The sequence below is a fragment of the Gordonia iterans genome (genome assembly GCF_002993285.1).
Classification (GTDB): domain Bacteria; phylum Actinomycetota; class Actinomycetes; order Mycobacteriales; family Mycobacteriaceae; genus Gordonia; species Gordonia iterans.
The window spans coordinates 1,385,453-1,410,286 of the sequence record NZ_CP027433.1 but is presented as its reverse complement, the minus strand read 5'-3'; the positions used below and the strand labels follow the sequence as shown (position 1 = coordinate 1,410,286).

At 68.8% G+C, this 24,834-nt stretch carries 27 protein-coding genes, 1 pseudogene and 1 riboswitch; of the genes and pseudogenes, 19 read left to right on the top strand and 9 right to left on the bottom strand.

The annotated features are described in order from the left end of the window. Nucleotide 1 precedes the first annotated feature (1 nt). On the bottom strand, nucleotides 2–1,204 hold the full coding sequence (gene cas7g, locus C6V83_RS06660) for a type I-G CRISPR-associated RAMP protein Csb1/Cas7g (RefSeq protein WP_105941728.1): 1,203 nt from the start codon (nucleotides 1,202–1,204) through the stop codon (nucleotides 2–4). Nucleotides 1,205–1,518: 314 nt separating this feature from the next. Further along, nucleotides 1,519–2,475 carry a serine hydrolase gene (locus C6V83_RS06655; RefSeq protein ID WP_105941727.1) on the bottom strand — a complete coding sequence of 319 codons (957 nt, stop codon included), beginning with the start codon at nucleotides 2,473–2,475 and terminating at the stop codon, nucleotides 1,519–1,521. Between the two features lie 137 nt (nucleotides 2,476–2,612). Between C6V83_RS06655 and C6V83_RS06650 the strand changes: the two genes are divergently transcribed. Together C6V83_RS06650 and C6V83_RS06645 are read left to right on the top strand one after the other, a co-directional pair. After that, on the top strand, nucleotides 2,613–3,197 hold the full coding sequence (locus tag C6V83_RS06650) for an HdeD family acid-resistance protein (protein ID WP_105941726.1): 585 nt from the start codon (nucleotides 2,613–2,615) through the stop codon (nucleotides 3,195–3,197). Nucleotides 3,198–3,421: 224 nt separating this feature from the next. Next, a complete protein-coding gene (locus C6V83_RS06645; protein WP_105941725.1) occupies nucleotides 3,422–4,819 on the top strand; it encodes an HNH endonuclease signature motif containing protein in 1,398 nt (465 codons plus the stop codon). A gap of 310 nt (nucleotides 4,820–5,129) precedes the next feature. On the opposite strand, the gene C6V83_RS06640 is transcribed toward C6V83_RS06645, so the two are convergent. Further along, nucleotides 5,130–5,450 carry a putative quinol monooxygenase gene (locus C6V83_RS06640; protein ID WP_105943774.1) on the bottom strand — a complete coding sequence of 107 codons (321 nt, stop codon included), beginning with the start codon at nucleotides 5,448–5,450 and terminating at the stop codon, nucleotides 5,130–5,132. Between the two features lie 58 nt (nucleotides 5,451–5,508). Next, nucleotides 5,509–5,696: riboswitch (cobalamin riboswitch) on the top strand. A 25-nt stretch (nucleotides 5,697–5,721) separates the two neighbouring features. Here C6V83_RS06640 and C6V83_RS06635 point away from each other — a divergent pair. Genes C6V83_RS06635 through C6V83_RS06620 form a run of 4 tightly spaced genes read left to right on the top strand, consistent with a single transcriptional unit; the run spans nucleotide 5,722 to nucleotide 9,342 of the window. Further along, a complete protein-coding gene (locus tag C6V83_RS06635) occupies nucleotides 5,722–6,690 on the top strand; it encodes an ABC transporter substrate-binding protein (RefSeq protein WP_105941724.1) in 969 nt (322 codons plus the stop codon). Nucleotides 6,691–6,743: 53 nt separating this feature from the next. Beyond that, nucleotides 6,744–7,751, top strand: coding sequence for a FecCD family ABC transporter permease (locus tag C6V83_RS06630; RefSeq protein WP_234353904.1), 1,008 nt, complete (start codon nucleotides 6,744–6,746; stop codon nucleotides 7,749–7,751). Beyond that, the gene (locus tag C6V83_RS06625; RefSeq protein WP_105941723.1) at nucleotides 7,748–8,584 is read left to right on the top strand and encodes an ABC transporter ATP-binding protein; all 837 of its coding nucleotides are present in this window, start codon (nucleotides 7,748–7,750) and stop codon (nucleotides 8,582–8,584) included. The genes C6V83_RS06630 and C6V83_RS06625 overlap by 4 nt, the downstream gene beginning before the upstream one ends. Then, nucleotides 8,581–9,342 (top strand): (2Fe-2S) ferredoxin domain-containing protein, encoded by a 762-nt coding sequence (locus tag C6V83_RS06620; protein WP_105941722.1) that lies wholly within the window; start codon nucleotides 8,581–8,583, stop codon nucleotides 9,340–9,342. Before C6V83_RS06625 ends, C6V83_RS06620 begins: the two co-directional genes overlap by 4 nt. 27 nt (nucleotides 9,343–9,369) lie before the next feature. On the opposite strand, the gene C6V83_RS06615 is transcribed toward C6V83_RS06620, so the two are convergent. Beyond that, nucleotides 9,370–10,335, bottom strand: a complete 966-nt coding sequence (locus C6V83_RS06615) for a helix-turn-helix transcriptional regulator (protein ID WP_105941721.1) — start codon at nucleotides 10,333–10,335, stop codon at nucleotides 9,370–9,372. A 128-nt stretch (nucleotides 10,336–10,463) separates the two neighbouring features. On the opposite strand from C6V83_RS06615, the gene C6V83_RS06610 reads away from it, so the two are divergent. After that, the gene (locus C6V83_RS06610; protein WP_105943772.1) at nucleotides 10,464–10,865 is read left to right on the top strand and encodes a RidA family protein; all 402 of its coding nucleotides are present in this window, start codon (nucleotides 10,464–10,466) and stop codon (nucleotides 10,863–10,865) included. A 334-nt stretch (nucleotides 10,866–11,199) separates the two neighbouring features. Here the strand turns inward: C6V83_RS06610 and C6V83_RS06605 are convergent, their stop codons facing one another. Next, nucleotides 11,200–12,585 (bottom strand): cryptochrome/photolyase family protein, encoded by a 1,386-nt coding sequence (locus tag C6V83_RS06605; RefSeq protein ID WP_105941720.1) that lies wholly within the window; start codon nucleotides 12,583–12,585, stop codon nucleotides 11,200–11,202. A 173-nt stretch (nucleotides 12,586–12,758) separates the two neighbouring features. Here C6V83_RS06605 and C6V83_RS06600 point away from each other — a divergent pair, with 173 nt between their 5' ends. The 11 genes and pseudogenes from C6V83_RS06600 to C6V83_RS18695 all read left to right on the top strand — a co-directional run bounded on the left by C6V83_RS06600 (nucleotide 12,759) and on the right by C6V83_RS18695 (nucleotide 19,364). Continuing rightward, the gene (locus C6V83_RS06600; protein ID WP_105941719.1) at nucleotides 12,759–12,941 is read left to right on the top strand and encodes a hypothetical protein; all 183 of its coding nucleotides are present in this window, start codon (nucleotides 12,759–12,761) and stop codon (nucleotides 12,939–12,941) included. Beyond that, the gene (locus tag C6V83_RS18705; RefSeq protein ID WP_234353903.1) at nucleotides 12,934–13,335 is read left to right on the top strand and encodes an amidase family protein; all 402 of its coding nucleotides are present in this window, start codon (nucleotides 12,934–12,936) and stop codon (nucleotides 13,333–13,335) included. Before C6V83_RS06600 ends, C6V83_RS18705 begins: the two co-directional genes overlap by 8 nt. Before the next feature lie 78 nt (nucleotides 13,336–13,413). Continuing rightward, nucleotides 13,414–13,875 carry a MarR family transcriptional regulator gene (locus C6V83_RS06590; RefSeq protein WP_105941718.1) on the top strand — a complete coding sequence of 154 codons (462 nt, stop codon included), beginning with the start codon at nucleotides 13,414–13,416 and terminating at the stop codon, nucleotides 13,873–13,875. 58 nt (nucleotides 13,876–13,933) lie between these two features. Further along, a complete protein-coding gene (locus tag C6V83_RS06585; protein ID WP_105941717.1) occupies nucleotides 13,934–14,542 on the top strand; it encodes a biotin transporter BioY in 609 nt (202 codons plus the stop codon). Then, on the top strand, nucleotides 14,539–15,219 hold the full coding sequence (locus C6V83_RS06580; RefSeq protein WP_105941716.1) for an energy-coupling factor ABC transporter ATP-binding protein: 681 nt from the start codon (nucleotides 14,539–14,541) through the stop codon (nucleotides 15,217–15,219). The genes C6V83_RS06585 and C6V83_RS06580 overlap by 4 nt, the downstream gene beginning before the upstream one ends. Before the next feature lie 53 nt (nucleotides 15,220–15,272). Beyond that, entirely contained in the window at nucleotides 15,273–15,686 is a 414-nt protein-coding gene (locus C6V83_RS06575; RefSeq protein ID WP_105941715.1) for a VOC family protein, read from the top strand. Nucleotides 15,687–15,693: 7 nt separating this feature from the next. Next, nucleotides 15,694–16,296, top strand: a complete 603-nt coding sequence (locus C6V83_RS06570) for an energy-coupling factor transporter transmembrane component T family protein (RefSeq protein ID WP_105941714.1) — start codon at nucleotides 15,694–15,696, stop codon at nucleotides 16,294–16,296. Between the two features lie 44 nt (nucleotides 16,297–16,340). Next, the gene (gene cysK, locus C6V83_RS06565; RefSeq protein ID WP_105941713.1) at nucleotides 16,341–17,279 is read left to right on the top strand and encodes a cysteine synthase A; all 939 of its coding nucleotides are present in this window, start codon (nucleotides 16,341–16,343) and stop codon (nucleotides 17,277–17,279) included. Continuing rightward, nucleotides 17,280–17,906 (top strand): serine O-acetyltransferase EpsC, encoded by a 627-nt coding sequence (gene epsC / locus C6V83_RS06560; protein WP_105941712.1) that lies wholly within the window; start codon nucleotides 17,280–17,282, stop codon nucleotides 17,904–17,906. 161 nt (nucleotides 17,907–18,067) lie between these two features. Beyond that, nucleotides 18,068–18,544, top strand: a pseudogene (locus C6V83_RS18700) (MFS transporter); the annotation flags it as partial. Nucleotides 18,545–18,695: 151 nt separating this feature from the next. Continuing rightward, entirely contained in the window at nucleotides 18,696–19,364 is a 669-nt protein-coding gene (locus tag C6V83_RS18695) for an MFS transporter (protein ID WP_234353902.1), read from the top strand. 6 nt (nucleotides 19,365–19,370) lie between these two features. Here the strand turns inward: C6V83_RS18695 and C6V83_RS06550 are convergent, their stop codons facing one another. The 4 genes from C6V83_RS06550 to guaB are packed head-to-tail and all read right to left on the bottom strand — an operon-like array spanning nucleotide 19,371 to nucleotide 24,365. Then, nucleotides 19,371–21,203: a GMC family oxidoreductase N-terminal domain-containing protein gene (locus C6V83_RS06550; RefSeq protein ID WP_105941711.1), complete on the bottom strand. Its 1,833-nt coding sequence runs from the start codon at nucleotides 21,201–21,203 to the stop codon at nucleotides 19,371–19,373. A gap of 50 nt (nucleotides 21,204–21,253) precedes the next feature. Then, nucleotides 21,254–21,640: a DUF1622 domain-containing protein gene (locus tag C6V83_RS06545; protein WP_105943771.1), complete on the bottom strand. Its 387-nt coding sequence runs from the start codon at nucleotides 21,638–21,640 to the stop codon at nucleotides 21,254–21,256. 24 nt (nucleotides 21,641–21,664) lie between these two features. Beyond that, nucleotides 21,665–22,831 (bottom strand): GuaB3 family IMP dehydrogenase-related protein, encoded by a 1,167-nt coding sequence (locus tag C6V83_RS06540; RefSeq protein WP_105941710.1) that lies wholly within the window; start codon nucleotides 22,829–22,831, stop codon nucleotides 21,665–21,667. Between the two features lie 22 nt (nucleotides 22,832–22,853). Further along, nucleotides 22,854–24,365, bottom strand: a complete 1,512-nt coding sequence (gene guaB, locus C6V83_RS06535; protein ID WP_105941709.1) for an IMP dehydrogenase — start codon at nucleotides 24,363–24,365, stop codon at nucleotides 22,854–22,856. A 64-nt stretch (nucleotides 24,366–24,429) separates the two neighbouring features. On the opposite strand from guaB, the gene C6V83_RS06530 reads away from it, so the two are divergent. After that, nucleotides 24,430–24,819 (top strand): DUF5319 domain-containing protein, encoded by a 390-nt coding sequence (locus C6V83_RS06530; RefSeq protein WP_105943770.1) that lies wholly within the window; start codon nucleotides 24,430–24,432, stop codon nucleotides 24,817–24,819. Nucleotides 24,820–24,834: the final 15 nt, after the last annotated feature.

The window sequence follows — 24,834 nt, the reverse complement described above, 5'->3', positions numbered from 1 at the left end:
GTCAGTCCTCGGCGTCGGCGTCAGCGTGATTGACGACGATGTCGTTGCCGACCACCGTGAACACCTTGCCGTCCCACGCGATTCCAGCAGTGCGACGGGCTTCAGCGATGGCTGCGGTCAGAAGTCCATCAGCGTCGTCGATCGACAGTGGTTCGAGTTCGATGCTCGTACCGTGACGCCCGTCGATGGACACCCGTGTCGGCCCGGCTTCGCGCAGATTGCAGTTGGCACGCAGATCGAGAGCGGCGTCGGCACGAGCGAGCCCGGCTAGCGCGTATGCCGCGAGGAGGGCTCGGCATGCGGCATCGCCGGCCGGCCCGGCTCCGAATCGCAACTGACGCAGCGCGCTGAACGATACGACGTGCGACCGGATGATCTTGCTGCACGCGACCAACCCGAGGCCGTTGAGGTTCGGCGGGATCGCACCGAGACCCAGCGTCGACGCAGAGACCGTCCCCGACTTCGCCGCCTTGATCTCCGCCTGGATCTTGTCGATCAACTTCGGCGAAAGCTCGGCTTCCTGATCTGCGAGCAACTCCTTGAGCTGCGCGCCCGACAGCCGGACGCTTGCTGCCACCGGGTCGACGCGGGCTCCGCCGCGTTTCGGGACCTCAGTCGCCGTGGCCCCCTGATCTGCCAACACTCCGATGATCTCACCAGTGAGCACGCTTCGGTACCGGCCCTGCCGCGACTTTCGCGTTGAATCCCATCCACCGAAGACCAGAGCGGTCGGCCCCAATTCGAGGATCGGGCGGGCATCAGCGGTGGTCGCATTGCGCGCAGCGACATACGCGGCGTTCTGCGTGACCGGAACTCCGTCGATGCTACCTGCCCGGATATGCCCGTCAAACAGTCTGTGCGGAAGGGTGTAGTCGTACTCCGTCGGGTGCCCTTCCTTGTATTCGACCGCCACCCGTGGCGTGGACGCAAGAGGCTCGACGCCGTCCGCGATCGCCCACGCGATCTCTTGCTCTACCCGATTGAGCTGCGATCCCTTCGAGTCGATGAGGACTACGTGGACAGCTACGCCGTCGACGTACCGCTTCTCGAAGGCATACGTCGCGCCACCCCTGTTCACGAAGCGTGCGGGAGCCACTCCACCGTGCTCGCCCTCCGCTGGCGCCAGTTCGGTGACAGACGTGAGGGTTGCGGCGCCCCCTTGCCTGCATGCCGCGAGAAGTGTGTCCAGTTCAAGCCTTGCCATGGCGGTCTCCCAGGGTTGTCAGTGGGTCGAGATACGTTCGGTGATGTAAGCCACACTAGCAGCGTCGACTCAATCGCGATGTCATCCGAACATATGAATCGCAGTTCTTGCGGTATTACCAAAATTCACTACTACAAATATTTCGCTGGAGTGCGTGGACCCCGAAGGCCCACGCACTCAGTCGAAGCTGGCGTCCAGGACGCCGGACACACATCCACCGCTGCGGTGGCGACGAACATTCACTAACCTCAACGAAGCGACCGCATGTACGAATCTACCCCGGGTGGACGTGTCAGCGCCGCGACCGCTTCTCACTACGTCCAGGTCCGGTTCCCGTCCGCGAACAATCGAGCGACAACACCCGTTACGGTATCGCGCGCATGTGCCGCGCTCTCGTCATCAGAGTCGATGCCCTCGGAAGTCTGCGGAAGCTCGACGGTGCCGTCTGTGTACTGCACGTCCTCGGCGACGTGCACCGCGAGGACGTAGCGGCCATCGGGACCGAACGCACCCGTCGTCAGATGGATCCACCGATCCGCGACACAGCACATCCAGCCCTGCTTCAGCGCGGCCAATTCCGCACGACCGAGCACCGCCGCGAGTCCGAACCGCTGGTCGTAGCCGTCGGCGCCCACGTCGGTCCAGGCTTCGAGGTGACCAAGGATCCGGTCCGTCCACGAGTCCCGTTCGCCGAGCAGATGCGCGTAGAAGCCGGCGAGGTCGGACGCGGTGGTGCGCGTGTGCGGCCACCGCCCGTCCGGCGACGCGGCCGTGCTGGTCAGCCCGAACCGATGTGCGACTGCCCCGACCAGCGCAGGCCCGCCCAGTCGGCCCCAGAGCACGGTGGCGGCGACGCCGTCGGACGCCGACAGCATCGGCCCGAGCAGTGCGTCGTCGTCCACGGTGACGGCCCGTTCGCCCGTGGCGGCCAGAAACGCCGCCCGAGATGCGATGAAGAGCTTCGCCACCGACGCGGTCAGCAGTTGCTCGTTCTCATCGAGACCGACACGTTCACCGGTCGCACGATCGACGAGCACCAGCGAGACGCGGGCTCGTCGTGCCTGGGCCCACGCCTGCACAGCGTCCAAGCGTTCTCCGGCCTCGGCCACCAGGCTTCGCACGGCCGGCGCCGCCGACCCGCCGTCGTGCACGACCTTCACCAGGCAGGCGGGCATACTCACGAGCAGCAGAACGACGAACAGCGCCGCCAGGTACCGACGTCGGTCCCGGCCCGGACCCCCCGCCACCTCGAAGGCGCCGATTCCGGACATACCACCACGGTAACCCTGTGCTCGCAGGTTCGCGCGACGCCTGATTCGAACTCTCGTGAGGCCGCCCGCCGAGCGGTATGGTCAGCACAACTCCGGGTGCGCGGTGCGTTCGGAGACACCAAAACCAAGGGGAGAGAATGACATCCGGCAATTCATTGGGCAGCACACTGCTCGACGGCGTGGATCACATCGTCGACCGCACCTGGAAGAGCTTGCTCGGCATCGGCATCGTGTCGATCATTCTGGGCATCATCGTGCTGGTCTGGCCGGGCAAGACCCTGGCCGTCGTCGCGATCCTGTTCGGCATCTACCTCGTGATCTCCGGCATCTTCCAGGTGATCGCGACCTTCGGCGCCCCGGATGCGAGCGGCTGGTGGCGCTTCCTCACGTTCGTGTCGGGTGCACTCTCGTTCATCCTCGGCATCTTCGCGCTGCGGAACATCGGCGAGTCGCTGATCCTGCTCGCGATCTGGATCGGTATCAGCTGGATCTTCCGCGGCATCGCCGGCTTCTCGCTCTACGTCGGCTCAGCCGGGCTGCCCGGACGCGCGGCGGGCATCCTCCTGTCGATCGTCACGGTGGTCGCGGGCGTGATCCTGATCGTCAGCCCGGTCACGTCGATCGCGACGCTCGCCCTGGTCACCGGCATCCTGTTGATCGTCGTCGGCGTCGTCGAGGTGATCGACGCCTTCACCCTCAAGAGCTCGGCGCCGACCAGCTGACGCCCACACCGCACCGACGGCTGCGCCGGCCGATCCTTTCGATCGCCGGCGCAGCCGTTCGCGTTTTGTCGGCGCCCTCTCCTGATCCGGATTTGTCGGAGGGGTGCCGTACATTACTCAGTACGAACATAAGTTCGAATACTGAGTGGCTGTCTCCGATCGACGTAGGCACGCTCGACCAGCCGAAACGTTGTTCCTTCGACCACACCCGGGAGGTGCCTCCGATGGACTCAGTCGCACTCATCACGATCGCCGACCTGCTGGCCGACGACGTGACCCCGACCGCCACACACGAGCCGAACCTGGCGGACTTCTTCGATGCGGCCAGACCCGTCGATGACGACGGCGAGCTCCTCGCCGTCACCGCGGCACTGCTGCGGCTGCGCAACACCGTCGATCACGCACTCGCCCGAGGGGCTGCCACGATCGAGCGCGTCGGCCTCCCCGCGCGCAAGCACGTCCGCTCGGCGGTGGGGATCCTGACCGAACTCGGGGCCGCCCCCGCAGTCGCGTATCGGGCGGCACGCCTCGGACGAGCCTGCGGCGACACCACCGTCGGCGCCGTGACCCGCGGAATGCGAGACGGAGCGGTGTCGGCCGAGTTGGGCGACGCCGTCGTCACGGGCTTGGACCATGTCGACGACCGCGCGGTCCTGTCCGAGGACGACAGAAGCAGAGTCCTACATTCGCTGCTGGTGCAGACGACACCCGCACGGGTGAAGGAGAAGGCACATGCCTGGGCTATCCGCCTGGCCCCGGCGACCGGCGACGACGGGCAGGTGCCGGTCGCCGAACGGGACGACCTCAACGCGATGACACTCGACCGGACCGACGACGGTCGCGTCGCGGTGACCGTCGACCTCGACGTGGTCGCCGGCGAAGAACTCAGTGCCGCTCTCGATCCGCTGACCCGGCCCGTTCCCGAGCCCGACGGATCGGAAGACAAGCGCTCAGCCAAGCGGCGGCGCGCGGACGCCTTCACCCACATCGTGCGGACCTTTCTCTCGCACTCGGATCGGCCCGAGTCCGGCGGGGTGCTCCCGCACGTCACGCTCACTGTGCCGGCCGCGGTCGTGGCCGACGGACGGCTGGTCGACGCCGTCGCTCGGCCCGAGGGCGATCAGAGTGTCCGTCTGCCGAGGGCCGACCTCGACGCTGATGTCACCGGGGTGCCGTCGCTCGGATTCAGCGGACCGGTCTCGGCGCGCACGGCCGAGCTGGTGATGTGCGACGCGTCAGTCGCGCTCGCGCTGCTCGACGAGCACGGAGTCCCGCTGAACGTCGGACGCGAGAAGCGTCTCTTCCCTCCTGGTCTACGCAAAGCCCTGGCTATCCGTGATCACGGATGCGCTTTCCCGGGGTGCGGACTCCCACCGAGCTGGTGCGACGCCCACCACGCCGAGCACTGGGAGAACGGCGGGCCGACGTGTCTGGACAATGGGGTGCTGCTCTGCCGACGGCACCACACCCTGATCCACCACGGAGGCTGGCAGGTGTTCATCGGCCACGACCGTCACCCCTGGTTCGTCCCGCCCGCCGACCCCGACCATCCGAAACAGAGAACGGAACCGATCCCCTCGAACAGCCGACGAACACTCACTCTGCTGCCCGGTGCCGCCTGACCACGGGTAGGTCCTGCACGACGACCTGACGCCACTGTCCGACAACGACTCTCGCCATCGGTGCGAGCCCCGAGACCACCTGAACAAGTGCCGGAACTCCCCGGCGCTGTGCGTTACTTGAGAACTCCATACAGCTCGCGGTCCCGAGCGGCTCGCGCCACACACGTCCGGTACGGCGCCGGGGACGTGCTGTGAGATGACGTGTGGTGAGATGACGCCCATCTCCGCCCCGCGCGAGCCGCTCCCCGGGCCCGTGGGGAATCGGACGACACCCACCGCGTCGGGACGGGTCACGCACCGCCAGGTCGACTCACTCGACGGCCAGTTCGCCGAGCGCGTCCCACTCGTCGCGGTCCAGTTGCACATTGCGCGCCCGCGGGGTCTCCTGCAGCAGCGGCGGCAGCTCCCGCTGGGCCTTGCGGAAGTGGTCGCTGGTGACGTGCGCCTCGGCGGCGTCGTCCTGGAATGCTTCGACCAGCACGTACTCGTGCGGATCGTCGACGCTGCGCGACCAGTCGAACCACAGATTCCCCGGTTCGGCGCGGGTGGCCTCGGTGAACTCCCGGGACAGCTCCGGCCAGTCGTCGGCGTGCTCGGGCTTGACCTTGAATTTCGCGACGATGAGGATCATGCCCTCCAGTGTGTCACCGGCTGCCGGGCCCGGCCATCGGTCCAGCCGGTCCGCGGTACCATTCTCGCGACGTCGCGGTGTTCGGGAAGTCCGGTGGAAAGCCGGCGCGGTTCTCGCCACTGTGAGCAGGTCCGGGCACGACAACGGGGCACCGCCCCAGCCACTGGGCGCACACCGCGCCCGGGAAGGTGTCGTCCCCGGCAGACCCTGCGTAGCCAGGAGACCGGCCGCGACGTGGACCGATTCCACGAGACATGGAAGGCGGGTCGCTTTGCGCACCCTCACCACCGCCGCTGCCGCGTTCACCGCCGCCGCGCTCACATTCACGCTCACCGCTTGCGGCACCGGCAACGACGACGACGCCGACCGCGGCGCCATCAGCCTGCAGAACTGCGGCCGCACCGTCACCCTGGACGCCCCGGCCACCCGGGCCCTCACCGTCAATCAGGGCGCCACCGAGTCGGCGCTCGCCGTCGGTGCCCAGGACGACCTGATCGGCACGGCCTATCTCGACGACCAGATCGCTCCGCGGTTCAAGGAGGCCTACGACGCGATCCCGGTGATCGCTCCGAAGTACCCCGACCTGGAGACGGTGATCAGCAAGAAGCCCGACCTGGTCGCCGCGTCGTACGGATCGGCGTTCGCCGAGGACGGCATCGGTACTCGGGACGAGCTGGCGAACCTGGACATCGCCACCTACGTCTCGCCCTTCGGTTGCGAGAACAAGGCCGACCGTCCCGCCGCGTCGTGGGATGCGATCGCCGACGAGGTCTCCGACTACGGCACCCTGTTCGGCCGCTCCGACGCCGCCGACGACGTGAACCAGAAGATGCGCGACACCCTGGCCGAGCTGAAGGAGAAGCAGGCCGGCAAGGACACCACCATCATGTGGTGGGACGCCGAGACCGAGGCGCCCTCGGTCGGCGGCAAGAGCGGCGGTCCGCAGCTGATCATCGATGCGGTCGGCGCCACCAACGTCTTCGGCGACCTCGACGGCAACTGGGCCGACACCAGCTGGGAGCAGGTGATCAAGGCCGACCCCGACGTGATCGTGCTGATCGACGCGAACTTCTCGACGGCGGAGTCCAAGCGCCAGTACATCGAGAACGACCCGGCCCTGCAGGGTCTCACGGCAGTGAAGAACAAGTCGTACATCGTGATCCCGTTCTCCGAGTCGACACCGGGCGCACGCACCATCGACGGCGCGGTGACGCTGTCCGAGGCGCTGGAGAAGCGCTGACCTCCACCGCCGATGCGCCCGAGCGCACGCTGCGTTCGCGCATCACCTATCCGGTGCTGGTGGCGGTGCTCTGCGCGCTCGTCGTGCTGAGCATCGCCGCCGGCGTGGTGATCGGCTCGGTCGGCCTGAATCTCGTCGAGGTCGCGTCCGCGGTCGGATCGCGCCTCGGCCTGAGCACCGGCGTCGATCCGGGAACCGAGTACATCGTCGTGGACCTGCGCATGCCACGCGTGGTCACCGCGGCCGCAGCGGGAGCGGGCCTGGCCGTCGCCGGCGCCGTCCTCCAATCGTTGACCGGCAACGTCCTGGCCGACCCCTATCTCCTGGGCATGTCGTCCGGCGCCTCCGTGGGCGCGGTGCTGGTCCTCGTCACCGGAATGGGCGTCGGCATCGGCGCCGGGCTCGGTCCGGTCGCCGTCGCAGCGTTCCTCGGAGCGCTCGGCGCCCTCGCGCTGGTCTTCGCCATCGCGACGACCCGCACCGGCGCCCTCATGCCCAACCGGCTGATCCTGGCCGGCGTCGCCGTCGCGCAGGGCGGCGCGGCGATCTCGTCGGCGATGGTCTATTTCAGCGAACCGCACGCCGCAGCGGCCGTCCTGCGCTGGACCCTCGGCTCGGTGGCAGGTGCCCGCTGGCCGTCGACCGTCCTCGTGGTCGTGACGGTGGCGGCCGCTCTCGCCGTCGTGTGGTCGTACGCCCGCACACTCGACGCCTTCGCGTTCGGCGACCGCGCCGCATCCAGCCTCGGCATCTCCGTCACCGCCACGCGCTGGACGTTGTACATCGTGGTCTCGCTGTGCACCGCGGTGATCGTCGCGAACTCCGGGATCATCGGCTTCGTCGGCCTGGTGATCCCGCACGTCGCCCGGCTGCTCATCGGACCGCTGCATCGCCGCATGCTTCCGGTCGCCGCGCTGGTCGGTGCTCTGCTCTTGATCTGGACCGACGTGCTCGCTCGCAGCGTCCTGCACCAGCAGGAGCTTCCCCTCGGCCTGGTCACCGCGATCATCGGCGTACCGGCGTTCGTCTGGATCCTGCGGCGTCACGGAGCCGCCGCGTGAGTTCGACGACGCCCGCCCCGCTTCCGCCGCCGATCCGCCTCGACGGCGTCGGCTACGCCGTCGGCGACGTCCGGCTCCTGACCGACATCTCCGCGTCCGCTCCCGCGGGACGGTTCACCGGGCTCATCGGCCCGAACGGCTCGGGCAAGACCACCCTGCTCTCGACCGTCGCCCGCTGGACGCGCCCGGACACCGGCCGCGTCCTCGTCGGCGAGCGGGAGGTGCACAGCTTTCCGCGCCGCGAGCTCGCCCGCGTCGTCGCCGCCGTCGAACAGCACTCCAGCACCGAGACGGAGCTGACTGTCGAGCAGATCGTCGACCTGGGCACCATCCCGCACGCCGGCGGCCGATTCCGTCGCGTCGACACCCGAGAGCTGGTCGACGACGCACTGGCCACCATGGGCATCGAGATGCTGCGCACGCGGACCTGGCAATCGTTGTCCGGCGGCGAGCGGCAGAAGACGCAGATCGCGCGGGCGCTGGTCCAACGGCCGCAGGTTCTGCTCCTCGACGAGCCGACCAACCACCTGGACACCTCTGCGTCGCTGGAAGTCCTGGCGCTGCTCCGGTCGCTGGAGATCACCGTCGTCGCCGCACTGCACGATCTCCAGCTCGCAGCCATGTACTGCGATCACCTCGTGGTGCTCGACCACGGCCGGTTCGTCACCGAGGGACCGCCCGCGCAGGTGCTGACCCGCGACCTACTGGCCGAGGTCTACCGGCTCGACGCCGAGATCGCCGAGCACCCGCGCACCGGCGCCCCGTTGGTGGTGCTGTGCGGGACCATCCCGGGCCCGGAGCGGACCATCGGCCTGAATCGGAGGATTCCATGACGGCCGACTGGGTGATCGTCACCGCCCCCACCGACCGCGGCGACGCCCCGTCCAGGGTCCTGACCGGGGCGATCCGACGGTTGCGCGACTCCCGCCCGGAGGTCGAGTTCAGGGTCGCGGTGCTCGGCGGTTCGGAGACGACGATCACCGAGGCGCTCGACGACGCCGCCGCGGCCGGGGCGCAATCGGTTCTGCTGGTCAGCGGCCAGACCCTGGGCGATGCCAAGCAGGACTCGTGGATCGCGCGGATCGTCGGACATTGGCTGCGCACGCGGCCCGCCGGCGCCTCGACCCCCGAGGTGCGCGTGGCACCGCTGCTGACCGAGCATGACGGTTTCGCCGACCTCCTCGAGCACGCGATAGAGCACGGCGGAAAGCCTGCCCGCACCACCACCGCCCCGATCGTCTCCCCGGCGTGGGAGCAGGTGCCGGCCTTCACCCGTCACGTCCTGGTCTGCCGCGGACCCAGGTGCAGCGTCGAGGGCGCCCGCGAGACCGCGGCCGCGCTCAGCCGCGCCTTGGACGAGCGTGGGCTCGACGACGATGACGTCCTCACCACCGTCACCGGCTGCCTGTTCCCGTGCGCCCTCGCGCCGGTGGTCGCGGTCTACCCGGACGGCGCCTGGTATCGGCGCGTCCGGCCCGAGCAGGTGGACAGACTCGTCGACGAACACCTGATCGACGGGCGACCGGTGCCCGAGTGGATCGCTCGCGATCTCCGCGCCGCCGGGCTCGCTGCCGCACCGTCTCCGGAGTAGGTACCGGCGGACGCACCGGGACTGACGTCAATCGCGGTACCACTCAGTGAGGGCGGCGGCCCGCGCACGAAGGGCCTCCCGCAGCGTGTCCGGCGCAACCACCTCGACTCCGGTGTCAAGCTGCCACACCGCCCAGAGCGCGTGTCGCAGATCCTCGAACGTCACGTCCAGCCGCACCCATCCGTCCGGTTCGGGGCTCTCGGCGCGGACGGCCTTCGCCGTGTCGAGCAATTCTCCCCGCCTCGACGGCTGCACGCGGACCGTCACCGGAAGACGACTCTCGGACAGGAACTGCGCGCACCGCTCGGCCCACAGGCGGTCCAGGTCCAGTTGTTCCGGCCGCTCTGCGGGTTCGGCCAACGCCTCGGCCGCCACCATCCGCGACAACCGGAAGGTGCGGTCTGCCCCGGACTTCGTGGCAAGCAGGTAGGTCCGCTCGCGCACGGTGACCAACCCGATCGGGTCGACCGTGTGCCAGCGCGGGTCCTTCTCCGGCGCAGCGTAATGCACGCGCAGCCGCCGACCGGCCAGGACGGCGCCGCGGACTTCGCCCATCACCGAGGCCGAAACGTCGTCGGTCTCGCGCCGCCGCGAGAGCAGGTCGGTCTCGGGTTCGACCAGGAGTCGTCGTGCCGCATCGTCCAGGCCGGCTCGGTGCCCTGCAGGCAGCGCGTCGACGACCTTGCGCATCGCACCCGCCAGCGCCGATCCGAGGCCGAAAGCCTTCTCCCCTCGCCCGGTTCCCGCCGTGAACACGGCGAGGGCCTCGTCGTGATTCAGTCCGGTCAGTTCGGTGCGAAATCCCGGCAGCAGCGCGAACCCTCCGTGCCGGCCGCGCTCGGCGTACACCGGCACCCCCGCGGTGGACAGGGCTTCGATGTCACGCAGCACCGTGCGCTCGGAGACCTCCAGCTCGTCGGCCAGCTGGCGCGCCGTCATCCGGCCCCGCTGCCGTAGCAGCAACACCATGGCGACCAACCGATCCGCACGCACCCGATCATTCTCGCCGAAATACCTGACACAGGTTGTCGTGATTAGCCGGAAAGCTCCCCGGCACGACGTTCCACCGGCCGGAACCGAACGGCCGGGCGTCGTGCTTCACGAACCGAATGGAGACGGACATGTCGGCAATCCGAACAGCAGTGAACCCGGTGACCTGGTCGCTGGCGATGGGCTTCAACCAGGGCGAGGCGGTCACCGGCGCCAGCCGGATCCTGTATCTCTCCGGCCAGACCGCGATGAGCCCCGAGGGCGTGCCGATGCACGACGGCGACATGGCCGCCCAACTCGGATTGGCCGTCGAGAACCTCGAAGCGGTCCTCGCCGAGGCCGGAATGACGCTCGCCCACCTCGTGCGCCTGAACGTCTACACCACCGACGTCGACGGCCTGCTGCCGCACTACGGGGTGCTCGCCGAACGCCTCAGTGCGGCCGGCGTCGCACCGGTCAGCACCATGCTGGGCGTGGCCCGCCTGGCCGTCCCCGGCCAGTTGGTCGAGCTCGAAGGCACCGCCGTGTCGTGACGTCACCGCCTTCGCTGCCCGCGCCGGCGCCGCAGCCGGCAGGGCAGCGAAGCGAGCCAGCAGACACAGACTCGGCGATGCCATGTGGGACTCCCCCTCCGCGGCCGCAAGATCTCGGCGCGGAATCGACTCAGCGACGACGGCCCTCCACCAGCGCAGAATGGATCGCACGCCGGGCAATCACCGGGTTACGACACTGATCCCCGCGTTGCTAGTTTGGAAGACTAGGGCCAGGGCTTTCCCGACACTCAGCTTCCCAAGCTGAGAATGCGGGGTTCGATTCCCTTCATCGGCGCTGGGGTCTGACACCTGGAAGAAGGTTGAGTGTCGGCGTCTACCGCGAACCGCGTGCGGCCGCGTACCGATCGAGCGCCACTCTTCGTTCTTCGGCGTGGTCGACGATCCGCGCCGGATAGCCGTGCGCGTACCCGTCGAGATGCTTCCACGGCTCGTGCACGGCGGGCCCGGCCAGATGCCGCAATTCGGGGATCCAGCGGCGGACGTACTGCCCGTCGGGATCGAACTTGCGGCCCTGCGTCACGGGATTGAAGACACGGAAGTACGGGGCAGCGTCGGTTCCGGTGCCGGCGACCCATTGCCAGCCGTGATTGTTCGAGGCGAGATCGCCGTCGAGCAGATGGTCGAGGAAGTGACGCGCACCGACCGGCCACCACTGGTGCAGGTCCTTGACCAGGAAGCTGGCCACCACCATCCGCACCCGGTTGTGCATCCAGTTCTCGGCCTGCAACTGGCGCATACCCGCATCGACGAAGGGATACCCGGTGCGGCCGGCCTTCCACGCCTGGACCGCCTCGGGATCGTCGTCGTACGCCATCGCACGCAGCTGGTCGCGATAGTCGTGCCACGCCGCCTCGGGCCGATGCCACAGCGCATCGGCGTAGAACTCGCGCCACGCCAGCTCGGTGACGAACTTGTCGATCGATTCGCTCCCCGCCGGCCCGGACAGGTCCGTGCGGTCAGCGAGATCGGCGAGCAGCGTACGCGGATGGATTTCCCCGTAGGTCAAGGGAATCGACAGCCGGCTGGTCGAGTCCAGGTCGGGGCGATCACGCTCGTCCCCGTATCGTCGCAGGCCGCCCCGGAGGAAACCGGCCCACTGCCGGAGGGCCGCGTCCTCGCCCGCTCCACCTGCCCGGTCGAGGAGACCGTCGACCTCGGGCAGGCGTTCGGACTCGACCGACCGGCGCCACCGGACCGTCGCAGGCGGCAGCGGCCGCCGCCACCCGTGTTCGCGCCATGCCCGCAGGAAGGGCGTGAACACCCGATAGGGATCACCGGATGCGGTTCGGACACGGCCGGGCGTGACGGCGTACGGACTGCCGGTCGCGACCAGTGCGACGCCCGCCTCGCGCAGCGCCTGACCGACGCGGCTGTCCCGTCGGCGACCGTAGGGGCGCGTCTCCGCACTGATGTGCACCTGCCCGGCTCCGACCTGTGCGGCGACCTGCGGGACCACCACCTCCGGATCGCCGGTCCGGATCACCAGGGCGCCGTCGGTCGCCTCCTGGAACGCGGCCAGCGACGAGACCAACCGTCGCGCTCGCGGTCCCGCTGCGGCGAGCAGTCGCGGATCGAGAACGTAGAGGCCCACCACGTCGGCGCCGTCCGCGGCCGCGGTGAGCGCGGGATGATCGGCGAGCCGCAGATCCCGGCGGAACCACATCACTCGCGCAGCGGTCGTCCCGTTCTCGGTCACCATCGCGCCGACGCTAGGCCCGTGCACCGGTGCCGTCAACCGCCCATCGGTCACGACCCCGCCGCCACGCGCACGACCGGGTTTCGCGATTCACCGGACAACGTGATCCAGTTCACCTATTTTGAAACTGTTCCATTTGGAACAGTTTCAAATGACATTGACGTTCGGAGAACACGATGACGCTGTCCATCAAGGACGTGCTCGCCGCCAAGGGGCTCCACCCCGACGCCGGCGAACTCGCCCGCATCGAATCCACTTGGCAACAGATCGCCGGACTGCGGCGGGACCTGACCACCGTCGACACGGCGGACGCGGACATCGCGCTCCGCAACATCCCCGGGGGCGATCACCATGGCTGACGAGCTTCTCAACCAGTCGGCGACCGCACTCGGCGAATTGATCCGCACCCGGCAGGTCTCCCCTGTCGAGGTCACCGAGCGACTCCTCGAATACGCCCACGCCGAGAACGACGTCATCAACGCGTACGTCAGCTTCCGCGACGACGCAGCTATGGCCGAGGCGAAGCGGGCCGAGCAGGAGATCTCCGCCGGTGAGTATCGCGGTCCCCTCCACGGAGTGCCGATGGCGCTCAAGCACGACGGTCCGAAGATCCCACCGGGACCCTGCAGCGGAATCACCATCCCGATCCGGAACGCGTCCGCGCCCGCTGCCGAACTCTCCGGCACCGTGGCCACCTCCGTCACTGCACTTCCGGTCACGTCTGCGGGGAACGGCGATCCCGCTCACCGATGACAGCGCGCTCACGCAGGGTATGCTTTCAGATGATTCTATTTCAATAGTCGATATTTCTAGGCCGTACGGGAGCGAGTCATGAGCGACGTCCACGACGACCGCGGCGCGACGATCACGTCGCCCGCGTCCCCCGTCGTTCTCAAGGCGTTGCTCTTGCACGGCCACCGCCTGCAGGTCGCCGCCTCGGCGGTCGGCGGCGCGTTCGGACTCACCGCCGACGAGTGGCTGATCCTGGATGCGCTGAGCGCCGGCGAGGGTCTGTTCATGTCCGAGGTGTCCGCACGGAGTCTCTCCTCGGGTGCGTCGCTGACGCGCGCCGTCGACCGGCTGGTCACCCGATCCCTGGTCTACCGAAGCCCCAGTCTGGTCGATCGGCGCAAAGTGCACGTGCACCTCAGCGACCTGGGGCGGTCGGTGCATGCCGAGATGACCGCTGAGCTCGCGGCACTGGACGACGGCCTCCGCGCGGCCCTGGCGGACGTCGAGGTCGATGCGGAGTCCGTGGTCGCCGCGCTCACGGAGTTCGCCGACCCGCGCTGACAGTCCCGTGTCGGCCCCGCCGACCACCCCAGCGCTCAGGGCGACCTAACCTTGTCGTGTGCCAGGCTTTCTCAAGTTCTCCGTCAGCGACCTCACTCAGGCCGCGGTCTTCGCCGCCCTGATCGTGGTGCTCGGCATCCCAGGAGCGTTCAATCTCGCCAGCGGTATCCCGATCACCCTGCAGACGCTCGGGGTGATGCTCGCCGGCGCGGTCCTCGGGCCGCGCAAGGGCACCCTCGCCGTGGTCATCTTCATGGTCCTCGCCCTGGTCGGTCTGCCGATCCTCGCCGGCTGGATCAACGGCATGACTTCACTGGCCACCCCGGGACGCGGCGGCTTCTTTCTGGGCTTCCTCCCGGGCGCCTTCGTCATCGGCGTGCTGACGGCGTTCATGATGCCCAGGTACCGGATCTGGCTCGGTGTGATCGCGAACTTCCTCGGCGGCGTCGTCGTCATCTACCTGTGCGGGATCCCCTACTACATGGTGGCCGCCGACCTGCCTTTCTCCGTCGTGATGGGGTACATGACCCCCTACCTGACCGGCGACGTGATCAAGGCGGTCATCGCGGCTCTGGTCGCGGCAGGCATCCATCGCGGACGGCCCGGCCTGATCGCTCCCCTGCGGCTGCGCCGCAACCAGTTCAGCCGGCACGCCGACCCCGCATGACCACGGTCGAGTTCGACGCCGTCTCGCATTCCTTCGGTGACCGGGAGGTCCTGAAGGACGTGACGCTCGAGCTCACCCAGCACCGGATCGGGATCATCGGCGCCAACGGCAGCGGCAAGTCGACCCTGGCCCGGATGATCAACGGCCTGGTCCTCCCCGATGCCGGAACGGTCACCGTCAACGGCCTGAACGTCGCGAAGAACAAGCGCAAGGTACGCCGGCAGGTCGGCTTCATCTTCTCCGACCCGGACCGGCAGATCATCATGCCCACCGTCGTCGAGGACATCGAGCTCTCCCTCACCCGCACAGTGTCCGACAGAACCGAACGACGACGACGCGCCCTCGACGCGCTCGCCGGGTTCGGGCTGTCGGATCACGCCGACCAGCCCGCGCACACCCTGTCCGGCGGCCAGAAGCAGTTGCTCGCACTCGCCTCGATCATGATTCTCGGACCGTCGATCCTGATCGCCGACGAGCCCACCACCATGCTCGATCTGCGGAACGCGACCATGCTGCGCGACGTCCTCGCCGGCCTCGACGAACAGCTCGTCGTCCTGACCCACCACCTCGACATGCTGGCCGCCTACGATCGCGTGCTGGTCCTCGACGACGGCCGCGTCGTCGCCGACGACGAACCCGCCCCGGCGATCTCCTTCTACCGCCGCCTCATGTCGTAACCGCGGCGCATACTGAACAGGCACCTCCCCAACGCAGAACGGCGGTGAGCACAATGTCCTTCCACGCATACCTCTTCTTCAGCGGCGACTGCGCCGCAGCATTCGAACGCTACGGTGAGATCTTCGGCGGCGAGGTCACCGTGATGCGCAACGGCGACGTCCCGGCCGAAGACCGGATGCCGGGAACACCGGACGAGTCGGTGATGCACGCGTCCCTGCGCCTCGGCGAGAACGCCCTCCTCATGGGCTCGGACGATCCCACCGGCGACGACGGCCGCAAGGTCGGCTTCTCGGTGTCCTACACGGCACCGGACCTGGCGGCCGCCGAACGCGTCTACGAGCAGCTCGCCGACGGCGGCGAGGCGCAGATGCCGATCGCCAAGACCTTCTGGTCGGAGGGCTTCGGCATGTGCACCGACCGCTTCGGCGTCCCGTGGATGATCGACGTCGACCAGGCGCCGGAGTGACCCTTCGATGACCATGCTCGGCACCTATGTGCCCGGGGCCTCGCCGATCCACCGCCTGCCCGCGGGGTTCAAGCTGGTCGCTCTCGTCGCAGCGATCGTGGCGATCAGCATCGTCGTGACCACTCCGACGGGTGCAGCGGTCGCGCTGGGATCGGTGCTGGGCGTGTTCGCGCTCGCAGGCATCGGGCCCGTACGGGCGTGGCCCCTGATGCGCGGCGCCATGTTCATGGTGGCGGTCATCGTCGCGCTGCAGTGGGTGCTGGTCGACTGGCGCAAGGCCGCGGTGATCGGCGGCATCCTCCTCGCCTCGATCGGCCTGGCGGCGGTGATCACCCTGACCACCCGCACCACCGACCTGCTGGACACCGTCGTGCGAGCGCTCCGGCCCCTGGAGCGATTCGGAGTCCGCACAGATTTAATCGCGATGGCTCTAGCCTTGACAATCCGCTCCATCCCGCTCATCGCGGAAGTCTTCACCCAGGTGGACCAGGCACGACGTGCCCGGGGGCTGCGCTGGGGACCGCGGGTGCTGTTCGTGCCCGCGGTGCTGGCCGCCCTGGAGACCGCGGACGGCTTCGCAGACACCCTGGCCGCACGCGGCCTCGACTAGGCTCGAATCAGACGTAAACGACCACCTGAGTCAAAGGATCAACCGTGTCTTCGAATGTCTTCGACGATGTGACCACCGTTGTGGGTCGCACCCCGCTCGTCCGCCTCAACCGGATCACCGACGGCGCCGGTGCCACTGTGCTCGCCAAGCTCGAGTTCTACAACCCGGCGAACTCGGTCAAGGACCGCCTCGCGGTCGCCATCGTGAACGCCGCCGAGGCCGACGGCACGCTGCCGCCGGGCGGCACCATCGTCGAGGCCACCAGCGGCAACACCGGCATCGCCCTGGCCATGGTCGGCGCCGCCCGCGGCTACCGGGTGGTGCTGGCGATGCCCGAGACCATGTCCAAGGAGCGTCGTGCCCTGCTCCGCGCGTTCGGCGCCGAACTGATCCTGACCCCGGGCGCCGAGGGGATGGCGGGCGCCGTCCGCCGCTCCGAGGAGATCGCCGCCGAGCGCCCCGGGGCCGTACTGGCCCGCCAGTTCGCCAACCCGGCCAACGCCGCCATCCACCACGCCACCACCGGTCCGGAGATCTGGACCGACACCGACGGACAGGTGGCCGCGCTGGTGTCCGGCATCGGCACCGGCGGCACCGTGTCCGGCGCCGGCAACTACCTCAAGGAACAGAACCCCGACGTCAAGGTGTTCGCCGTCGAACCCGAGGAATCGCCGATCCTCAACGGCGGCGAGCCCGGACCGCACAAGATCCAGGGTCTCGGTGCGAACTTCGTGCCCGAGGTGCTCGACCGCAGCGTGTACGACGAGGTGATCGACGTCAACGCCGGCACCGCCATCGAGTGGGCCCGCCGCGCCGCCACCGAGGAGGGCCTGCTGGTGGGCATCTCCTCCGGTGCCGCCCTGGCGGCGGCCGTGCAGGTCGCCCAGCGTCCGGAGTTCGACGGCAAGACCATCGTCGTGGTGCTGCCCGACTTCGGCGAACGCTACCTGTCGACCCCGCTCTTCGAAGGGCTCGTGGACTAGATGTCCGACCCGCAGAGTCCGCGGCCGCCGAGTCCGCGGCCGCCGAGTCCGCTGGCGCACAGACCGCTGCTGCGCACTTTGCGCGAGGATCTGCAAGCGGCCTGCGATCGCGACCCGGCGGCCCGGTCCCGCCTGGTCGTGGCGCTGGCCTATCCCGGGGTGCACGCCCTGTGGTTCCACCGCGTGGCCCACCGGATGTGGACCAGTTCCCTGCCCCTGCGGCTCCCGGCACGACTGCTCTCCCAGGTCGCCCGGTTCCTCACCGGAATCGAGATCCATCCGGGCGCCACGATCGGCCGCCGGTTCTTCATCGACCACGGCATGGGCGTGGTGATCGGGGAGACGGCCGAGATCGGCGAGGACGTCCTCATGTTCCACGGCTCCACCCTCGGCGGCACCAGCATGTCCACGGGAAAGCGGCACCCGACGGTCGGCGACCGGGTCCTGATCGGCGCCGGCGCCAAGGTGCTCGGCCCGATCACCCTCGGCGACGACGCGAAGGTCGGCGCCAACGCCGTCGTCGTGCACGACGTCCCGGCCGGGTATGTGGCTGTGGGCGTCGCCGCCAAGACCCGGCCCGGCGCCGAGGCCGTCGACCCGTACGCGGAGCCGGCACTCTACATCTGAACTCTGCTCCTACGGAGCCCTGCACCGATCCGCTCCCCGATGCGCCGCCGCATGATTCACTAGCCCTGGCGCGCCACGACGGTCCGGGTCGGGATCCGGCGGAGGGGAATCTCGTGGCGCGCAGATGGTGGACCCTGGTGGTCGTCTGTCTCGGGACGTTCATGCTGCTGCTCGACGTCACCATCGTGATGGTCGCGCTGCCCGACATGGAACGCGAGTTGGGTGCCTCGTTCACCCAGCTCGAATGGGTCACCGACGCCTACGCGCTCTCCCTCGCCGCGCTGCTGCTGACCGCGGGATCGCTCTCCGACCGCTTCGGCCGGCGACTGGTCTTCGGACTCGGCCTGGTGGTGTTCACCGCGGGCTCCGCACTCTGCGGCGCGGCGGTGAGCCCGGAGATGCTGATCGGTTCGCGCGCGGCCCAGGGCGTCGGCGGCGCCATGCTGTTCGCGACGTCGCTCGCGATCCTCGCCGCCACCTTCACCGGCCGCGAACGCGGCATCGCATTCGGCGTCTGGGGAGCGGTCACCGGCATCGCCACCGCGGTGGGCCCGATCCTCGGCGGAGCGATCACGACCGGCTTCAGCTGGCGGGGCATCTTCTACGTCAACGTGCCGGTCGGCGCCCTCGCTCTGCTCCTGACCTTCCTCGTGATGCGCGAATCCAAGGCGCCGCAGGCCCGCCGAATCGACTGGGCCGGGATGCTCACGTTCACCGGCGGACTCTTCGCACTGGTCTACGCCTTCACCGAAGCGGGCGACACCTCGTGGACCGACACCACGGTCCTCTGTGTACTTCGTGCTGTACCTGCAGAATCAGCTCGGCTACAGCGCTTTCCAGGCCGGCTTACGGCTTCTGGTGTTCTCCGGGGTCACCATGGTGGTCGCGACCGTCGCCGGCCGGCTCACCGACAAGGTCCCCGCACGCTGGATGATCGGGCCCGGCCTGATGCTGGTCGGCGTCGGCCTGTTCACCATGCTCGGCCTGGACGCCGACAGCTCGTGGACCCACCTGATCGCTGGATTCGTCATCGCCGGCGTCGGCGCCGGCCTGGTGAATCCACCGCTCGCCTCGACCGCCGTGGGTGTGGTGACCGTCGACCGCTCGGGCATGGCCTCCGGCGTCAACAACACCTTCCGTCAGATCGGCATCGCCGTCGGGATCGCCGTCTACGGCACTCCCTTCTCCTCGGCGATCTCCCGCGGCCTGCAACAGCGACTGGACGACGCCCCCGCCGTCGACGTCCACGCGATCTCTGGCGCCGTCAGTTCGGGTGAACAGGCGCGGATGCTGGTACACGTCCCGCCCGGCTACCGCGCCGACGTCGCCCAGGCGATCGGCACTGCGTTCGCCGACGGCATGAACCACCTTTTCGTCATCAGCGGCTGCGTCGCGCTGGCCGGAGGTGTCGCCGCGCTTCTGCTGATCCGGCAGAAGGACTTCGTCACCACCGCATGAAGCCCCTCAGGAGTCGGCCCCGCTCTGCTCGGCGACGACGTCCTCTGCCGCGCGCGGCTTCGACGCGGCCTCGCGGACCACAGTGGACGACGCCCCAGTGGACGACGCTGCAGTGGACGACACCGGGGTGATCGGCAAGCGCAACGCACCGGGCGCGCCCTCGGGCACGACCGGCTTCACCGGCGGCACCGGAGTGATGCGCCGATAGCCTTCGCTCTGCGCCGGGCGCGGGTCGGTCTCCCCCTTGTTCGGCCACAGCGATGCGGCGCGTTCGGCCTGCGCGCAGATCGACAGCGACGGGTTCACGCCCAGGTTCGCCGAGATCGCCGCGCCGTCGGTCACGTACAGCGACGGGTAATTCCACACGCGCAGGTACGGGTCGATCACGCCGGTCGACGGATCGTCGGAGATCACGCAGCCGCCGAGGTAGTGCGCGGTCATCGGCATGTTGACGATGTCGCCCCAGGTGCCGCCGGCAATGCCGCCGGGCAGCTTGTCGGCGATCCGGCGCGTGGCCTCGTTGCCCTCCGGGATCCACGTCGGGTTCGGCTCGCCCTTGCCCTGCTTGCTGGTCACGTACTTCAGCGGTCCGCGCTTGCGCACAAAGGTGGTCAGGGAGTTGTTGTTGTTCTGCATCACCAGCGCGATCACCGTCCGCTGACTCCACTTGCGGACCATCAGGAGCCGCACCAGCAGGAACGGGTTCTTCAGCACCGCCCTGAGGAACTGCCCGAAGCGGTGTCGCCGGGTGCCGCCGTCGGTGAGCAGCGTCTGCAGGTAGGCCATGGCGTTGCTGCCCTTGCCGTAGCGGACCGGTTCGATGTGCGTGTTCGATGCCGGATGGAACGACGACGTGATCGCCACGCCCTCGGAGAAGTCGTCGGCCGGATCGTACTTGGCGGACTGCGCGCCCAGAATCGACTCGGAGTTGGTGCGGGTCAGCTCGCCCATCGCGTCCGACAGCTTCGGCAGCGTCGAGTACTTGGCATGGTGCAGGAGGCGCTGCGTGTTGAACGTGCCGGCCGCGACGATCACGTTGTCCGCGGTGAACTGGCGTCGTCGCGCTCCCAGCGGTCCCCACGACGACGACCCGTGCGTCCCGACCACCCAGGTACCGTCCGAGCGCTGCTCGAGACGGTCGACGGTGGTGCGGTCGATGATCGTCGCGCCGTTGGCCTCGGCCATCCCGAGGTAGTTCTTCATCAGCGTGTTCTTGGCCCCGACCCGACAGCCGGTCATACACGCGCCGCACTCGGTGCACGCGGTGCGGCGCGGACCCGCGCCCCCGAAGTACGGATCGTCGACGGTCTGGCCGGGCGTGCCCTCCCCGCCGGTTTTCGCGCCGAAGAAGACGCCGACCGGGGTGGGTCCGAAGGTCTCGCCGGCCCCCATCTCCTCGGCGACCTCCTTCATGATGCGATCGGAGTTGGTGAACGTCGGATTGGTCACCACCCCGAGCATCCGCCGCGCCTGCTCGTAGTGCGGGGTCAGCTCGTCCTCCCAGTCGGTGATGTGATTCCACTGGGGGTCGGTGAAGAACGGGGTCGGCGGCTTGTACAGGGTGTTGGCGTAGTTGAGCGATCCGCCCCCGACGCCTGCACCGGCCAGGATCATCACGTCCTTGAGGACATGGATGCGCTGGATCCCCATCAACCCGAGCTTGGGTGCCCAGACGAACTTGTTGAGCCGCCAGCTGGTCTTGGCGAACTGGTGGTCCTCGAAGCGGCGGCCGGCTTCGATCACGCCGACCCGGTACCCCTTCTCCACCAGCCGCAACGCGCTCACGCTGCCGCCGAAACCGGATCCGATGATGAGGACGTCGAAGTCAGTGCTCGCCATAGTGAAAGATACTAATGATTGTTGTCACAATCAGGATAGGAAGCCCGCCCTTACTTGGCGCGCGTGACCTCGTCGGCGACGACGCTCGCACCGCTGGTCAGCAGCGCGCGCTTCCACGGCAGCACGCCCTCGATCTCGATCTGGATGGAGAGCGACAGCACGGTCCGGATCAGCACGATCAGCCCCAGGATCGCGGCCTCCTCGAGCGACGGGTTCGACGTGATGGTCCGGATCAGATCGGCCGCGACCAGGATCTCCAGACCGAGCATGATCGCACCGGCCAGGGTCCGGCGCACCGTCTGGAAGGCGGCACCGCCGTCCTGACCGCGCAGCAGCGCTCGACCGCCCAGCACGATGGCGATCAGGAATCCGACCACCATCGACGTCGCGCCGAGCGCCTCGAAGGCGACGGCGACCCAGCTGAAGACGTCCTCCATCGACTCCACGACCTCAGCGTACGGTCATCCGCGCACCGACAGACCGACCTTCTGGAACTCCTTGAGATCGGCGTAGCCCGCCTTGGCCATCGATCGGCGCAGCGCGCCGACCACGTTGAGGAGTCCGTCCGGATCGTCCGACGGTCCGGTCAGCACCCGCTGCAGGCTCGCGCGGCCCTCCGCGGGCGCCACCTGAAGGAGCGCGCCGCGCGGTGTGTCCGGGTGCGCGGCGGCCGACGGCCAGTACCAGCCCCGTCCCGGCGCCTCCTCCGACGCAGCCAGCAGGGTGCCCAGCGACACCGCGTCGGCGCCGCAGGCGATCGCCTTCGCGACGTCGCCGGAGGTGTGCAGGTCGCCGTCGGCGATCACGTGCACGTAGCGGCCACCGGTCTCGTCCAGGTAGTCGCGCCGCGCCGCAGCGGCGTCGGCGATCGCGGTCGCCATCGGCACGCCGATGCCCAGCACCTCGTTGGTCGTCGTCGCCCCCTCTGCGGAGCCGTAGCCGACGATCACACCGGCGGCCCCGGTTCGCATCAGGTGCAGAGCTGTGCGGTGGTCGTGCACGCCGCCGGCGATCACCGGGATGTCCAGATCGGAGATGAACGTCTTCAGGTTCAGCGGTTCGGCGAGGAGCCCGTCCTCGCTGCCGGTGTCGACCAGTGTCACGTGCTCGGCGGAGATGATCGTGCCGTGCACGACGAGGATCTCCAGTCCCGCCTCCAGCAGCGCGGGCGTCAGCTCCGGCGCGTGCTGCGGGCTGACCCGGACCGCGGTGGTCACCCCGGCCTCGCGCACCGTCGAGACCGCGGCAGCGAGCAGGTCGGAGCGGATCGGCGCGGCGTGCAGCTGCTGCAGCCGGCGAACCGCCGCGGCCGGATCCGGGTCGTTCTCGGCGATGTCGATCAACTCGCCGATCTTGGCCTCGACGTCGTCGTGCCGGGCCCACAGGCCCTCGCCGTTGAGGACGCCGAGCGACCCGAGCCGGCCAAGCGCGATCACCGACTCGGGCGAGCCGAGAGCATCGGTGGGGTGATTCAGGAACGGCATCTCGAACCGGTAGGCGTCGATCTGCCAGGCGGTCGAGGTGTGCTTCGACGATCGGGTCCGCCGGGACGGCACGATCGAGATGTCTTCGAGTTCATAGGTCCGGCGGGCGGTCCGGCCCATCCCGAATTCGACGAGGTCACGCACGAGGATCGCGCCTTTCTCTGGTTCAGCGGGTGTAGTAGTTGGGCGCTTCGGCCGTCAGGGTGACGTCGTGCGGGTGGGACTCCTTGAGACCGGCCGCGGTGATCTGCACGAACTGCGCCTCCTGCAGCTCGGCGATGGAATGCGCACCGGTGTAACCCATGGCGGCACGCAGACCGCCGACCAGCTGATGGATCACCTGCGCCAGCGGACCGCGGAACGGCACCCGGCCCTCGATGCCCTCGGGGACGAGTTTGTCCTCGGCGAGCACGTCGTCCTGGAAGTACCTGTCCTTGGAGTACGACTTGCCCTGACCTCGGCCCTGCATGGCGCCCAGTGAACCCATGCCGCGGTAGCTCTTGAACTGCTTGCCGTTGACCAGGATCAGCTCGCCCGGAGACTCTGCGGTACCGGCCAGCAGGGAGCCGAGCATCGCCGTCGACGCGCCGGCGGCCAGCGCCTTGGCGACGTCGCCCGAGTACTGGAGACCGCCGTCGGCGATCACCGGAACCCCGGCAGGCTTGCACGCTGCCACCGCCTCCAGGATCGCCGTGATCTGCGGCGCGCCCACGCCCGCGACCACGCGGGTGGTGCAGATGGAACCGGGTCCGACACCCACCTTGACCGCGTCGACGCCGGCATCGATGAGCGCCTGGGCGCCACCGCGCGTGGCGACGTTGCCGCCGATCAGCTGCACCCGTCCGTTCAGTTCACCCTTGAGCCGGGCGATCATGTCCAGCACGCCGCGCGAATGTCCGTGGGCGCTGTCGACCACGAGCACATCGACACCGGCGTCGGCCAGCGCCATCGCCCGCGACCAGGCCTCGTCGCCGGCGCCGACCGCCGCGCCCACCAGCAAGCGCCCGTCGGCGTCCTTGGTCGCGTTCGGATGCTGCTCGGTCTTGACGAAATCCTTGACGGTGATCAGCCCGGTGAGGCGGCCCGCGCCGTCGACGATCGGCAGCTTCTCGATCTTGTGTCGACGCAGCAGCCCCAGCGCGGCCTCGGCCGAGACGCCCTCCTGCGCGGTGATCAACGGTGCGGGCGTCATCACTTCGGCGACCTTGCGGGACTGGTCGTGCTCGAAGCGCATGTCGCGGTTGGTGATGATGCCGACCAGGTCACCGCCGGCGTCGACCACCGGAAGGCCGGAGATGCGGTACTTGGCGCACATCCGGTCGACCTCGTCGAGGGTGTTGTCCGGGGAGCAGGTGACCGGATCGGTGACCATGCCGGCTTCCGAGCGCTTGACGGTCTCCACCGACGACGCCTGCGCCTCGACCGACAGATTCCGGTGCAGCACACCCATGCCGCCGGCGCGGGCCATCGCGATCGCCATCCGGGCCTCGGTGACGGTGTCCATCGCCGAACTCACCAGCGGCACGTTGAGCGTGATGTCCCGAGTGAGCTTCGAGGAGGTGTCCACACCGTTCGGAACCACCTCCGACGCGGCGGGCAGAAGTAGTACGTCGTCGAAGGTCAGGCCGAGCATTGCGACCTTGTCGGGATCGTCTCCACCGGTGCGTACGTGCGTCATCCGTCCATCGTATCGACGGAGTGGGAGGGAGACCGCAGTGGGCCGGATCGGCTACGGTGGAACCGTGCACGACCACTTTCCTCCCGGCATGCCGCCGGATCCGTTCGCCGACGATCCGAGCGATCCCGCCGCAGCCCTCGACGCGCTGGAACCCGGTGTGCCGCTGGACGATCAGGAGCGCGAGGCGGTCACCGAAGATCTCGCCGATCTCGAGGTGTATCAGCGACTTCTCGCCCCTCGCGGCATCCGTGGACTCGTCGTCGTGTGTGAGGACTGTCGCGAAGATCACTTCCACGACTGGGACATGCTGCGCGCCAGCCTGCTTCAGCTGCTGGCCGACGGTTCGGTGCGCCCGCACGAGCCGGCCCTGGATCCGCGTCCGGAAGACTATGTGACCTGGGACTACTGCCGGGGCTTCGCCGACGCGCACGCCTTGTTCCGCGACCGGCGCTGAACTCCGGCCGCACGG